The 13,713-nt window shown below is 45.7% G+C and carries 11 protein-coding genes; 2 read left to right on the top strand and 9 right to left on the bottom strand.

The annotated features are described in order from the left end of the window. Positions 1-67: 67 nt before the first annotated feature. The 4 genes from A4R26_RS02070 to A4R26_RS02055 form a co-directional block, all read right to left on the bottom strand. Positions 68-1,288, bottom strand: a complete 1,221-nt coding sequence (locus tag A4R26_RS02070) for an amino acid kinase family protein (RefSeq protein ID WP_081159265.1) — start codon at positions 1,286-1,288, stop codon at positions 68-70. A 492-nt stretch (positions 1,289-1,780) separates the two neighbouring features. Further along, positions 1,781-3,007 carry an alkaline phosphatase family protein gene (locus A4R26_RS02065; protein ID WP_081159262.1) on the bottom strand — a complete coding sequence of 409 codons (1,227 nt, stop codon included), beginning with the start codon at positions 3,005-3,007 and terminating at the stop codon, positions 1,781-1,783. 85 nt (positions 3,008-3,092) lie between these two features. Then, positions 3,093-4,571, bottom strand: a complete 1,479-nt coding sequence (locus A4R26_RS02060) for a SusD/RagB family nutrient-binding outer membrane lipoprotein (RefSeq protein ID WP_081159259.1) — start codon at positions 4,569-4,571, stop codon at positions 3,093-3,095. Between the two features lie 20 nt (positions 4,572-4,591). Continuing rightward, positions 4,592-7,720 (bottom strand): SusC/RagA family TonB-linked outer membrane protein, encoded by a 3,129-nt coding sequence (locus A4R26_RS02055; protein ID WP_081159257.1) that lies wholly within the window; start codon positions 7,718-7,720, stop codon positions 4,592-4,594. 229 nt (positions 7,721-7,949) lie between these two features. Here A4R26_RS02055 and A4R26_RS02050 point away from each other — a divergent pair, with 229 nt between their 5' ends. Continuing rightward, a complete protein-coding gene (locus A4R26_RS02050; protein ID WP_081159255.1) occupies positions 7,950-8,567 on the top strand; it encodes a TetR family transcriptional regulator C-terminal domain-containing protein in 618 nt (205 codons plus the stop codon). Here the strand turns inward: A4R26_RS02050 and A4R26_RS02045 are convergent. Continuing rightward, positions 8,533-8,805 carry a CBU_0592 family membrane protein gene (locus A4R26_RS02045; RefSeq protein ID WP_081159252.1) on the bottom strand — a complete coding sequence of 91 codons (273 nt, stop codon included), beginning with the start codon at positions 8,803-8,805 and terminating at the stop codon, positions 8,533-8,535. The two genes, A4R26_RS02050 and A4R26_RS02045, sit on opposite strands and share 35 nt — an antisense overlap. 154 nt (positions 8,806-8,959) lie before the next feature. On the opposite strand from A4R26_RS02045, the gene A4R26_RS02040 reads away from it, so the two are divergent. Further along, positions 8,960-10,192 carry a glycoside hydrolase family 18 protein gene (locus tag A4R26_RS02040; RefSeq protein WP_207625659.1) on the top strand — a complete coding sequence of 411 codons (1,233 nt, stop codon included), beginning with the start codon at positions 8,960-8,962 and terminating at the stop codon, positions 10,190-10,192. On the opposite strand, the gene A4R26_RS02035 is transcribed toward A4R26_RS02040, so the two are convergent. The 4 genes from A4R26_RS02035 to A4R26_RS02020 form a co-directional block, all read right to left on the bottom strand. Next, positions 10,162-10,881: a siderophore-interacting protein gene (locus tag A4R26_RS02035; RefSeq protein ID WP_081159249.1), complete on the bottom strand. Its 720-nt coding sequence runs from the start codon at positions 10,879-10,881 to the stop codon at positions 10,162-10,164. The genes A4R26_RS02040 and A4R26_RS02035 overlap by 31 nt on opposite strands. A 76-nt stretch (positions 10,882-10,957) precedes the next feature. Next, on the bottom strand, positions 10,958-11,815 hold the full coding sequence (locus A4R26_RS02030) for an AraC family transcriptional regulator (RefSeq protein WP_081159247.1): 858 nt from the start codon (positions 11,813-11,815) through the stop codon (positions 10,958-10,960). A gap of 124 nt (positions 11,816-11,939) precedes the next feature. Further along, complete coding sequence (locus tag A4R26_RS02025; RefSeq protein WP_081159244.1) at positions 11,940-12,785, bottom strand: class I SAM-dependent methyltransferase; 846 nt, start codon at positions 12,783-12,785, stop codon at positions 11,940-11,942. A 95-nt stretch (positions 12,786-12,880) separates the two neighbouring features. After that, positions 12,881-13,567 carry a protein-L-isoaspartate(D-aspartate) O-methyltransferase gene (locus A4R26_RS02020; protein WP_081159241.1) on the bottom strand — a complete coding sequence of 229 codons (687 nt, stop codon included), beginning with the start codon at positions 13,565-13,567 and terminating at the stop codon, positions 12,881-12,883. Between the last annotated feature and the right edge of the window lie 146 nt (positions 13,568-13,713).

The raw sequence follows: 13,713 nt of genomic DNA, 5'->3' as shown, positions 1-13,713 counted from the left end.
GCTTTTTATTTATACCGCAGGCTGATCGAACAACAAGCCGTTACTCATATTTCTTCAGGTTTTCTTTTCAGGCCATTTCGTCAGCCAGTGCTAACTTTTCAGCTTTGAAGCTCTTCGCTGCAGAGAACATGGCGGCTGCCGGAGCTGCGGAATGCCCTACGAATTGTGATACAGAAAGTATATTGGCGCCAAGTACCACCGGTACCCCGGCTATGCTGGTGGTTGTGATAGTCATATGCCCCTGCTGATCGAATGTGGCGGTATTGGTTACCGAACTGCCGCTGGAACCGGAATAGAATGGCCAGAACCCCGAATGACCGCTGGAGGTAATGGTTTGCTGGTCTAACGTAGAATAAACAGCGTCGGATTTTACGGTAACGGTCATACCCGCCGCAATGATAAGATTGGCAGCAAAACGTTGCAGGTTGCCATTACCACCGAAAGTATTCTCCCAGTTGATGGACGACTGCGGGCTCCAGGGATTGCCGGTCTTGTTGGCAAAGGCCAGTCCCATAGCGCCTGAATTATACCACAAACCCGGTGTATTGGCAAACACCAGCACATTCGTAAACGTTGCGTTTACCGTTACATGGCTGGCAGCGAACTGCTCACTTATAGAAGAAGTAGTTGTACTGCCGCCCCACAACCCGAAGAAACCAGCATTGGATCCTTTTGTCCATGCGGTGCTCACGTTGGTATCCATACTATTGCTATCGAAGCTGATATTTCTTGAGTTGGCGCCCTTCAACTGATTGGTCATATCATCGTAATTGAGGCTCCAGTTGAAAGGAACCGGAAGCCCGTTCACATCGGTGTAAATAAGTGTGAGCTCATTTTGAGCGGTAGCAATAGGGTCAAGTAAAATAGCTGCGTAATCTGAAGAACCGATATTGGCAACTTTTGGCGCATTGATCATAGCCCAGTTCCTGAATAAGGTAGGGATCTGGTTCATACTGGGGAATGTAGCCAGGTTCTGAACATACCGCTGCCATCTCTTGAAATTATCAGCGCCGATATCACCCTGCACATCGATATTCCTTGAAGGCACCAGGGCCGACATCAATTCCCTGTAATTACTGTAAAACTGGTTGCCGCCACTGGCCATAAACTGCTGCGTAAGCGATAATGGTGGAATGTTATTATAATAAGCCCATAATGTAGAATTGGCGGCCGCTCCGCTGGCGATCGGCGGCGCCGGTTCAATGATCTGAAATGCATTTACATTTTGCCCCATTGCCTGTGTGAAGCCGTTGTACCAGCCGTTTTGCAAGTCTAAAAACGTGCTCATAAATGAAATGTTTTAAGTTACCCCTACTCGTAAGGCTTTTCGGGATGTGCCCCCGCTGAAATTATCTGCAGCAGGACAGATCGTTTTTTGCAGTGGTAGCAGAACTCCACTTTTCACTAGCTTACAGGAACCATCATGCATGAAATGCACTAATTCATTTGCCTTACCAGAATAGAATGCTACCTGGTACAATTCAAATTGTACCACACAGAGAAGAACAAACCGTCAGACTATTATTGCCAATAGCCTTTTACGTCAATGATCAGAAAAGATGTTCGTAATAGATAAAGCTAAAATCAGGCAGGTTGATCGATATATCAATTAAACAAAACTTAGCTGGGGTGCTTAGGGCAGCCAAGGTAATACAATTATTTTATATATAAAGCACCGTGAAAACACCCTTTTTGAAAATTAATCTTTAAAATAAACGGAGGTGTGCCACAGTTCGCTCCCGATGAACGGGATAACTGTGGCACACCTCATCTGTGTGGCTTACTTAACTATCACCCACCTGTTCAAAAAATTATCGGGGGTTTCAATTACAATTTTATAAAAAGAAGATGGAAGGTTTGTTACATCAACCACCGCACGCTGCGATTGTACCGGTACGGTAGCCATCAATGTATACTCATCCTCACCGCCTTCCTTAAATTTATTGGTTGTGGTTACCCAAATTTTTGCATCGCCCTTACCAGCTGCTTTCCAGGTAATATTCAGCTTCCCGTTTTCCAGAATGGCGTTGGGTGAAGTGGCAGATAACGGCCCGGTCAATGAGATGCCATCTATTTCCATAAGCCGGTTCCGCGGAATGCGAAGACCTAAAAAATTTGCAATGGAAGGCATAATATCAACTATGCCCGGAGTTCCTTTTTTAAAATGATCGTTCAGCCCTTTTGCGTTGGTCACCATCCAGGTACTTCTTTCCCGGTCGCTCTGCCCGCCATGCCCTTTTCCGGTACGGGCATCCCTGCCATGGTCGGTGGTTATATAGATCACCCAATCTTCTTTAAATTTCTTCCGGCGGTGTTCGATGGCCTCCCACAGGCGTCCCATTTGTTTATCCATGAGGTCAACCGCCCGGTAAAACTCCGGGCTATCGCCATACATATGCCCCATGTCATCGGTATACTCCAGGTACACCCACGACAGGTCTGGCGCTTCATTTTTTATAGTGGCGGTGGCTTTATCAATAACAGCTTCATCGATGCGGTGCATAAAATCGCGCTTCTTATCGTGCGGGTAATTGATGGTATCCAGTTCCAACCCGTCGAAACGGTAATCCAGTTTCAGGTTACCCGTAGCCGGCAGGTGCTCGCCTACCAGTTTCGTGCGGTTATCTTCCCAGCTTGAAAAAACGGCCGTTTTCTTTTGCGGGTACTGCTCTTCAAAGAAACGGAAGATGGTATGGTAATTATAGTTGGGCGCCTTGATATCATTGCCCCAGACGTTATGTTTGTTTACCCAGGTACCGGTAAGCAAGCTGTTATAACCAACCGCCGAAATGGTAGGCGTTTGGGAATAGCCGTCTTTTTCGCCGCCCACATGCGCCTTTGTATAACCGCCCTTTTTGGCAATTGCATCTAAAAAGGGTGTAGGCTGTTTTTCTATAACATCCGCGGCAATACCGTCAACAATGACAAATACCGCCTTTTTAACAGGCTGCGCATAACCGCGGATTGTTATATTCACTATAAGTAATAACGCCAGGTATTTTCTCATATTCTCAAAAACTTAATTACGATTTATAAAATATAGCGAACCTTCCCGGCAACAGGGAACCGGTAACCGGTAACCCATATAAAGGTTATTGCAGCAGCCACATAACGCCATTGATATTATCCCCATCGGGATACTGGTCTTTTACTGCATTTTCAACATTCACCCGGTTGTTATTGTATTCATCGGTTGGGTACATCCATCTTTTGGGCACTTTGCCGCCGTTTAAAATGCCGCCGCCTGCTGTTTCAAACACCGGCGTACCGGTGCGGCGTTGTTCATAGAATGCCTGCCAGCCCGTATTCATAAACATGCTGATATATTTTTGGGTAATGATCTGGCTGATCTCATTGCCTGGTTGCAGGGCAATAGCCGGCTGGTTTAAATAGGTCTGAATATCCGCTGACGAATACGTGTTGCCAAAGTTCGAAAAATTCAGGGAAGCCTCTATGCCTTTTTTATAATAGTCCCCCGCATTGCCGCCGATCCAGCCGCGTACCGCCGCTTCAGCCAGCAGGAACTGTACTTCGGCATACCCAATCAATAAACTGGGTTCGTTAATGGCCTCATAAGCATAGCGCCGGTTGATCTGGGAGGCTTTCCCCTGCCCTTTTTTAACTGTATTGGCAGAAAGATTTGCACTGCCCGACAAACCATCATAAGCATCAAAATCATTAGCCGGTAGTCCCGAAGCCACAGTTGGCTGGCCATATACAAACAGGCGCGGGTCTTGCAGGTCCTGTAAGATATCAACGAACGTACTATCGAGGTAATAATCCGTTTTCATACTATTACTGTTGTAAAACGGGTACTGGTTGCCGGTAACGTTATAGTATTTCAATTGACCGTTATCGCTGTTGGAAGCCAGCAAGGGGTATTTGGCCGGGTTGGATACAATTTCATCGAAGCGTTGTTTTATGTTCAATGTGGCATTGCTTTCCTTTTTCGAAAGGCTCATCAATACCCGTAAGGTAAATGAATTGATCAGCCTTTTCCATTTATCGATATTTCCGCCGTAAATGATATCGCCTGTGATGGCCACACTGCTGCCGGACAATGAATCGCTCGCGATCTTCAGCTCGTTCAATACATTCAGGTAAACCTCCTGCTGTTTATCGTATACCGGCCGGGTGGCGGTGCTGTCGAATTTGTTATTTGTAAGCGACTGCATCATTTGGGAATAAGGAATATCACCAAATGTTTGCGTCATCAATATGGCATAATATGACTTGAAGAACTTACCGAGATACCTGTAATTTGATTTTCCCACCCGGGCAGCTTCCAGCTCCATTTTAACGGCCTGGCTTATATTGGAATAGCTCATGCCGCTGCGTTGCCAGCCGTAGTATTGCGCATTGCTCGATGACTGGGTATAAACCAACTGGCGGCTGGCCAGCGCAGCATCGGTAGCGATGGTTGAAAAAGAATTCATTTCCAGGTTTGTCAGCAACAGCGAAGGATCGGCGGTTGTTGGATTGTTGGGGTTTTCCTGGAATGAATCGAACTTTTTACAGGATACAAAAACCGCTACCATCATGACACCAGCTATTATATTAAAACGTTTCATTGTAGTAATTTTTGTGGTCTTTAAAACTTAAAGTTGATATTGATACCCATACTTCTCATGGAAGGCGTTTGCAGTTGATCTCTTTCAGAATCCGGATCAACATTCGGCATTTTGGCAAGCAGGAATAAATTATTTCCGATGAACGAAACGGATGCCGAATTAAACACGCCCTTTGTGAATTTGCCGGGAACATTATAGGTCAACACCAGCTCGCGCATTTTCAGGTAAGTACCTTTATAATAGAAATAGTTGTTCAGCATTTGTCCGCTTGTTGTTTGCATAAAGCCGATATAGTTAACAGCTTTTGTATTCGGTGCAAACTTCCTGGTATCTGAAATAATGTTGCCATGCGCATCGTAGTCTACCTTGCCCGATTCTACCACTACACCGGGACCTACATACGTGCTTTTACCTGCATTGGCATCGTCACGGAAATTGTTTACCGTACCGGGCGCGGTACCACCCCACCACATTTTTTGGTTGGTAGTGGAATAGATCAATCCGCCTAACCGGCCGTCTACCGAAAAGCTCAATGAAAGGTTTTTGTACGTAAAGGTATTTTGCCATCCATAGATCCAGTCGGCATCACTGTGCCCAAAGAACCGTGCATACGGATCGGTGGCCTGCATACCGTTCGAATTATAAATGGCCTGTCCGTCGGGCGCGCGCGACGCGGAAATAAAGATCTTATCGGTTCTGCTTCCTTCTTTGATATTTTGATAATAACCGTCCGGATCATCGGTAGCATCTTTCAGCCACACGTGCATGGTGCTTAAATTAACACCGGTTTCCCATTTGAAATCTTTTGTTTTTACCGGAACACCGTTGATCATAAACTCCCATCCTTTTCGCTCATATACATTGGCATTCTTAAGCATACTTGTAAAACCGCTTGCCTGGGACTGGGCCACTTCTACGATCTTGTTATACTCCCTGTTCCTGAAATAAGTGGCATCTATTGTGATCCTGTTGCCGAAAAACCCCGCAGCCACCCCATATTCACCCGATTTTACGGTAGCAGGTACGAGGTCGGGTTGAATTGCGCGTGCAGGCCAGCGTAAAGAAGGTACGTTATTCCATTTGGCGCCAATGTTATAGGTAAGGATATGCGCATAAGGATCGCTGCCATTGGAAATAAAGCCGGTATTCACTTTTGCCCAGCTCGCTCTTGTTTTTAAGAACGAAATGGGTTGCGGCAGTTGTAATACATCGGATAAAACGGCAGAAATACCTGCAGACGGATAGAAGAACCCATTGTTCTGCAGGGGTAAGGTAGATGTTTTATCGTACCTGCCGGTAAAGTTGAAGTACAGGAAACGGAAAGCTTCAATGTCGGCCATTCCATATACACTGGCTGTTCTGCGTTCTCTTAAATAGTTGGAAGAAACGATCGGACTGATCGAATTGCTCATATTGTAGTAACCGGGTATGGTTAAACCGTCGGTACTGGTATATAGCTGCTTTTCATTTCGGTAAGCATTGGCGCCCCCGGCCGTTACGTTGATATTGAAGTTATTGCTGAACCTGTGTTTGTAATTTATAATAAGATCAGTGGTGATATCAAAATAACTGGCGGTTGTAACCGAGTAATTCCCTTTGGAGATATAATCGTACGCTATATAGCTATAAGGCTCTTTCACATCTTTATCTGATGAAAACTGGTTAAAACCCGTACGCAGCCGGGCCGAAAGATCGTTAGTGATCTGGTAGTCGAATGTGGTTTGCCCGAAACTGTTGCTCCTTTTATAACCGTTCAACAACTCATTCACTACAAAATAGGGATTGTTGTACCAGGAGAGGTTATAGTTCTTTTGTTGCAGCCCTTCTTTGCCTTTCACCCAATAATCTTTCAGGTCACGGATATCTACATCGGGCCCAATCCATAATAACAGGTTATACAAAATGTTTGGCGGGCCATAACCAACGGTGGGGTAATTGTCGGAGTACTCCCTGTTGTAAGTAAGTTTTGCATCCATGCTCAACTTCGAGGTAAGCGCATAGTTACCGCCAAAGGAGAAGGAAGTGTTGTTCACTCCCGTATTGGGCACCACGCCTTTCTGTGCAATATGCGAAGCCGACATTCTGAACGAACCTTTTTCGCTGCCTACCGAGGCCGATACGCTGTTGGTTGACAATATACCTGTACGGAAGAAATTTTTGATATTGTCTTTCCCCCTCGAGATCCAGGGAAGCGGCACCAGTTTTCCTGTAGCAGGGTCAACCGGGCTGTTATATTGCGTGGTTTCATAATAACCGCTCGGTGTGGATGGGTCTTTCTGGTCAAGCTTAGGGCCCCAGATCCAGCCACCGCCTTCGGTTCCATTACCTGAACCATTTATATAAGCGTATTTTCCGGCATCGCCATTACCATATTGCGTTTGCACTTTGGGCACTTTGGTAAAACCGGTTTGAAACATGGTAGAAGAGTTTACCTCAACGGTGAGTTTTCCTTTTCTGCCTTTTTTGGTGGTATACAAAATAGCGCCATTGATTCCCAGGGCGCCGTACAATGCACCGGCTGCCGGGCCTTTCAATACAGAGATACTTTCAATATCATCGGCATTGAGTTTATAAGGGTCAGCATTGGGATCGGGTATGCCATCGATCACAATAAGCGGGGTAACGCCTCTTAAAGTAATTTCAGGGTTCTGGAACAGGTCGGTAGTGTTCTTTACGTTCAAACCGGCCACTTTCCCCGTTAATGCGCCTATGGCTGTTGGTACTTTTGTTTTGGCCATGGTTTCGCCGCTCACTTCCTGCACAGCATAACCCAATGCTTTTTGTTGCTTCTTTATACCAAGCGCGGTAGTAACCACTACCTCGCTCAACTGGTTCATTTCACCCACCTGCATATACACATCGATGGAAGTGCTGCCAGCCACAGGCACTTCGCGGGTGATATGGCCTAATAATGAAAACACCAGCACCTCGCCGGTGCCGGCGGTAATGGAATACGTTCCGGCCGTATTGGTGGTAGTGCCCCTGGTACTACCTTTTACCATTATGGAAACGCTACTTAATACACTACTGTCTTTGGCAGAATGAACAACGCCTGTTACTTTATTATTCCCTGCAGGCAGGGTTGTTTGAGCGAAACAGGCAGAAGAAAGCAGCGCCAAAAGAAAAGCCATACAGGCAGCTAGTTTCATACTTGAAATGTTTGGAATTATAAATGCGTTTTGATGTAGATCTTTGATTTGTCAAATATGAAGAAAAAAACAACCGCTAAAAATAAATTGACTGTTCGTTCAATTAATTTATTTATTTGCTAATAATAAGTTCGTAATTAATTAACATGAAAAAAATTTCCGGATTACCGGCGCATTTGAACAGGCAGTAACATTATATTTGTCGGCAATAATTACTGTAACTTATTGTATGGGCAGGAAAAGTTTAAAAACACCGCGTCAGAAAGAGATCATCAAAGCATTTTACAAACTGGCAAAAAAAGAAGGGCTGGAGAATGCTTCCATAGCGAAAACTGCCGCATTGCTCGATATGAATCCCAGCCTGGTGTTGCATTATTTCCAAACAAAAGAATCGCTTGTATATGGATTGATTGAATATATACTCGATAAATACCTGCTGATCTATAACATTCCCACGGAAGACGCCACCGAGCCGAAGAAGGCCCTGTTGAAGGTGATCGATAATATTTTCTCGGCAAAATGGAATACGCTTTTCGATGACAGCGTTTCGTATAGCTGTTATGCGCTTGCCTTTCGCGATAAAACCATTAAAGAAAAGTACAAAAGGCTGTTGGATACGTTACGGCAGAACCTGCAACAACTGATCATGGATTGTAAGGCCCAGGGCATTCTTTCGGTAAAAGATCCGGCACTAACTGCCGACCTGATATTCGTACTGGTCGACGGCGCCTATTATTATTTATGCCTTGTAAGTGATAAAGAGGAGTATAAACAAAAACTGGCGTTGTATAAGAAACAGGCCATATCGCTGCTCAATCTGACCGCTTCCGCACAATTAGTAAAATAGCCATCAAAGCGATCGATCCCCAAACGATATTTACCAGTACATTAGGATAATCCTGAATAAAAAGGGCATTTACGGTGAGGCCTAATGCCCCTACGATATTCAAAACATGGTATGCCTTCTGACCGGCTTTCAGTTTGTTAAGGCTGAGCAGTAAATACGCCAGCAAATAAGCGAACGAGCCTACCCACCCCAGCATCAGAGAAAAACCTTTGCCTGTAAAAAGTAGAATAACTGCCATTAATGTATCACCCTGTTAAGGCGCTTTTTGAATTTCGCTAAAATACGCCACCTTTTTTTATGGGAAAGCAGTACTGATTAAATATCTATTATATCTGTTACCCCTCTATACCTTTCCTGCGGGCGCGTGGCATGGAAATTTTACGCAGGAATGGATGCGCATATTGTTACTGATACTATTGGGCATGGGATATTGCTTAACGGGCGCCGCAGCGGATACCACCCGCCGGTTTTCCGTTATTGCCTATTACAGCGGCAATGCCACCGATATCGATCGCTATAACATTCAGTCGCTCACCCATATTATTTACAGTTTTGCGTTGCTGAAGAATAACCGGCTGCATGTGAGCGCCGCAGCCGGAAACATTTTGAAAAAACTGGTATCCCTGAAAAAAAAGCACCCGCATTTAAAAGTGGCGCTGGCCTTTGGCGGCTGGGGCGGTTGTAAACCCTGCTCAGATCTGTTTGCCGTGCCGGCTAACAGAACCGCTTTTGCCCAATCGGTACTTGATATACTACAAAAATACAGGCTCGATGGTATCGACATCGACTGGGAATACCCCGCCATCGATGAAGGCCCGGCCGGCCACCCCTATAACGTTGCCGATAAACAAAACTTTACCGAACTGATGAAGGCCCTGCGCAATGTGCTGGGTAAAAAGTATGAGCTTAGTTTTGCCGCCGGCGTATTTCCCGAATATTTATACAATTCAATAGAGTGGAAAAAGGTAATGTCGCTGGCCGACAGGGTTCATTTAATGAGTTACGATATGGTGAACAGGAAAAGCCCGTTCACCGGCCACCATACAGCGTTGTACTCCACTCCTTCGCAAACTATTTCTATCGACAATACCATCCGTTTTTTGGATTCCTTACGCATTGACCGAAACAAAGTGGTTATCGGCGCCGCATTTTATTCGCGCACCTATACGGTGAACAGCACCAGGAATAATGGATTGTACCAACCAGCAAAATTTAAAGGCTTCGCCGTTTACAAAACGTACCGGCAACGTTTTACAAAAGAAAACGGGTTTACTTTTTATTGGGATGATGTTGCCAAAGCGCCCTGGTGTTTTAGTTCAACCCAAAAATTGTTTGCCACTTTCGATGATGAACGCTCCGTAACGCTCAAAACCAATTACGCCATCGACAAAGGTTTGAACGGATTACTGATCTGGGAACTGCGGCAGGACGATTCCCGCCAAAGACTTTTGAAAGCTATTGCCGCCGCTGTTCGCCATCGCAGCGATCATTTATACTGGAACGACTTATCGGGGTATGGCGGCGTTTTGGGCATATCCGGTGAGGCGCCTTTTCAGGTGCATGGGAATGACTATGTGCCAAAAAGATCTTTCAGTTATAAACCTGTTTTGCCTTCGGCCCAGTAGGCCTGTGCCAGGATGTTTCCTGAAATATTGTTTTGTTTTAACACCTTTCGTATCGTTTGTACCGACCTTGCATTCCCGGTTAAAATGAAATTCCCCCGGTGCCAGTTCCTGATCCTGAAAAGCGGAAGTTCATTGACAAGGGCTGCATCGAAAAACGTTGTTCCCTTTGCCACCAAAGTATAATTATCCAGTCCCAAAAGAGCGGGCACGTTTTTGTTTTCATGATCAAGTTCAAAATAAAAACGATAGCGTTGATCGTTTTTTTGCAGGGATTGCTGCAGGGAACAGGCCAGTCCCAGCGAAGTTTCATCGCCGAAAAAGAAATGTTGCTTCACAGCACTATCGTACATTTTCTTACCGCGGGGCGGAACCAGCCTGAGCGCATCGCCGGTTGTAAGGCTATCGACATAAATGCTTCCCGGCGCATTACCATGCAGGTGAGCGATCATTTCCACAATACCTTTCTCCGCATCATGGTACGATACGGTATAGTTCCGGTATTCGGTACCGCTTACCCGAACAGCCATGGCATAGCCAACATGGAAATTGAGCCTGCTTATATCACCGTGAAAACGTATTCGTTTTATTGCAGGATTGATATATTCGGCAGCGATTACCTGCAACATAGGCATTTTACCGCTCAACAACGACTCAACCGTATCGTTCAACCATTTCGGCGCTTTTGGCATTTTTACTTTTTATTTATGCTGCAAAGTAAAAAGCCTTGTCGTGTTGGGAAATGAACGTACCGGCGTAGCTATTGGACTAATCGCGGTTTTTATTCCGGAAAGTAAGGGCGGTCATTCCGGTAACTTTGGTAAACAGGCGGGAAAAATAAGGATAATCATCATACCCCAGTTCATCGGCGATCTCTTTTACCGATTTGCCCGAATGATACAGGAGCCGTTTTGCTTCCATTATAACCCGTTGCTGAATATGATAGCTGACGGGAAAACCGGTTACGTTGCGCACGCATTCATTCAGGTAAGCGGCGGAAATATTCAAAATACCGGCGTAATCGGATGGACGTTTGTACTGGATAAAATGTTTGTCCAACGACAGTTTAAACGCCCTGGTGATCTCTTCAAAACGCGAAGTTCCTTCTGCAGGTTTCAATTGCCGGGTATATTGAGAAACAAACAAACCGACAAACGTATTACAACTATCTCTTAGCAACGGCAGCCGGAGTTTATTGTCTTTTCTTTCAAAAAGGGTTATGCATAATGATATCGCCTGAATAAAAACAGCCAGTTCTGCACCGGGTAAAACCAGCGATCGGGCCGGGGTAATTTCATCGAGCAGTTTCAGGTAAGCGGCATTGAGGTTATCGTTGCTGATGGCCAGCAAATAAAAATCGGCATTTTTTACGTTATCAAAACGATGTACCTGGTTGGGATGAATATACAGAATGGCGGATCTGTTCAACTGACGTTTTTCAAAATCAACTTCGTAAAAGGATGATCCTTTTAGCTGCAGGATGAAAATATGGAAGTCGTGACGATGCGAATGCCGGGCTTCATCAGCGGAGCGAAAATTACCAGACGACATTCTTCCTACAGCAATTCCTTCGTCAAACTCTTTTGTCAATGATTGAACGGGAATGGTGCTCGCTTTTTTAGACATGTTGATGATGATTCACGATGAAAGGTCAATACCCTTAAATTTTCGCTATAATACAACACTTACAGCTCAAAACAAAAAAGCCTTCAACAATTGCGTGCTGAAGGCTTCGTATGACCTTTCGGTTTTATTTTTTCACCGTCACCCGCATAAAGGTAGCGGGAATGGAAGTTTTGCCAGGATCACCGCTTTTGTTCTCGCGGATAAACAATTCTTCCAGCTCGCGTTGCAACTCAGCGGCTTTACCATTTTTTTCTGCGGCTTCGAAAGCATTCATGGTTGGGCCATAAAAAGTCTTAAACTTTTCAACCAGTTCAACCGGCGAAAACAGCGCAATGAAAGTATAGGTATCTTTTTCGAATGAAATATTTTCAGGCGGGATACCGGCGCTTCCAAAACGCTCAGTGATATTGCCTTCCACACCCCAAAGCATGGGGCTTATAAAACCTTCCGGCGGCGGCGGCGTGTAGGCAGAACTGATCTTTAAGATCTGCGCCACCAGCGTGGGATCGCCGGGGATCCAGTTGCCCATTACGATCCGGCCGCCGGTGCGCGTTACGCGTACCATTTCTTTGGCTACATCGAATGGTTTGGGGGCGAACATTGCGCCGAAAATGCTTACGACGAGGTCGAAACTTTCATCTGGTATGCCTTCGAGGTTGGTGGCGTCGCCTTCGCGGATAGTTATATTCGTTAGCCCTTCCTCCTTTATTCGTTTGTTACCCGCCTTCACCAGGTTGCTGGCAATATCTACCCCGGTTACATTGGCCCCAAGCCGGGCGGCAGGAAGGGCTGTAGTACCGTCGCCACATCCAAGATCGAGTACATCCATACCAGGGGTGATGCCCAATTTGTCGATCAGCGCCGCACCACTGTCACGCATGGTTTCTGCTATGCGGGTAAAATCGCCTTTTTCCCATAATGCTTTGTTGGCATTAACTGCAGTTGACTGCACGGGTGTTGTTTCATTCATGGTTCACATTTTTGAAGTTAAGAATGGAGAGGGTCTTCAGTGGTAGCGTATGGCGTTAAATAAGGCACGAGGCTTATGAAGTTACAAAACTATCGTTAAACCCTTCCTTCCAACATGGGAACAAATGAAAAATGATCGAATACTTCCTCCCTGAAATGCCGGCCGGCCTCGCGGGTTACGCGTATCATGCGCTGGCTTCCCTGTTTTCCTACCGGGGCTACCAACAAACCGCCAATACACAGTTGTTCAATTAATTGAACCGGCAGCTCTTCCGGCGCAGCAGTTATCAGTATTCTATCGAATGGCGCTTCTGCGGGCCACCCCCTGAAGCCATCGCCATAACAAAAATGCAGATTGGGAAAATTGGTAAGAAAATTAAAGTTGCGGATGCGGTCGTACAGTTTTTTTTGCCGTTCGATGGTGTATACCTCAGCCCCCATCACCGCCAGGATGGCGGCCTGGTAAGCGCTGCCGGTGCCTACTTCCATAATTTTATCGCCCGGTTGCACCTGCAGCAACTGCGTTTGGTAAGCCACCGTATATGGCTGCGAAATGGTTTGCCCTTCACCTATGGGAAACGCGCGGTCGACATACGCCATGTTTTCCATATCGGCCGGCATAAACACATGCCTTGGCAACTGGCCGATGGCTTGCAGCACCCTTGTATCGGAAATGCCTTTTTTAGCAATACTGTCAGCCAGCCGTTGCCTGAGCCTCGACTGTCTTAACGTGTCGACATAACCATGCAGATAAATTTTTTTATCATGTTGCCGCTCTTTCATATGGGGTCATTGAGCCTGTACTTACATTGCATCAATTATTCTGCCATGCCCGGGAATCCGGGGGCTTTTTTTATGACATCCGGCCCACGATGCTTACTGGCAATTTGCTGTTTTTCCTTAACTTACCGCGCTTTTTTACAGCAATT

The sequence above is a fragment of the Niastella populi genome, from assembly GCF_002078015.1.
Lineage (GTDB): Bacteria > Bacteroidota > Bacteroidia > Chitinophagales > Chitinophagaceae > Niastella > Niastella populi.
The sequence above is the reverse complement of the archived record's forward strand: the minus strand, read 5'-3'. Positions and strand labels throughout refer to the sequence as shown.

Coding starts and splice junctions, on each gene's coding strand:
- A4R26_RS02070 (WP_081159265.1), bottom strand. CDS start 1,288: ATGAGCACGTTTTTAGACTTGCAAAACGGCTGGTACAACGGCTTCACA.
- A4R26_RS02035 (WP_081159249.1), bottom strand. CDS start 10,881: ATGCCAAAAGCGCCGAAATGGTTGAACGATACGGTTGAGTCGTTGTTG.
- A4R26_RS02020 (WP_081159241.1), bottom strand. CDS start 13,567: ATGAAAGAGCGGCAACATGATAAAAAAATTTATCTGCATGGTTATGTC.
- A4R26_RS02060 (WP_081159259.1), bottom strand. CDS start 4,571: ATGAAACGTTTTAATATAATAGCTGGTGTCATGATGGTAGCGGTTTTT.
- A4R26_RS02050 (WP_081159255.1), top strand. CDS start 7,950: ATGGGCAGGAAAAGTTTAAAAACACCGCGTCAGAAAGAGATCATCAAA.
- A4R26_RS02065 (WP_081159262.1), bottom strand. CDS start 3,007: ATGAGAAAATACCTGGCGTTATTACTTATAGTGAATATAACAATCCGC.
- A4R26_RS02025 (WP_081159244.1), bottom strand. CDS start 12,785: ATGAATGAAACAACACCCGTGCAGTCAACTGCAGTTAATGCCAACAAA.
- A4R26_RS02030 (WP_081159247.1), bottom strand. CDS start 11,815: ATGTCTAAAAAAGCGAGCACCATTCCCGTTCAATCATTGACAAAAGAG.
- A4R26_RS02040 (WP_207625659.1), top strand. CDS start 8,960: ATGCGCATATTGTTACTGATACTATTGGGCATGGGATATTGCTTAACG.
- A4R26_RS02045 (WP_081159252.1), bottom strand. CDS start 8,805: ATGGCAGTTATTCTACTTTTTACAGGCAAAGGTTTTTCTCTGATGCTG.
- A4R26_RS02055 (WP_081159257.1), bottom strand. CDS start 7,720: ATGAAACTAGCTGCCTGTATGGCTTTTCTTTTGGCGCTGCTTTCTTCT.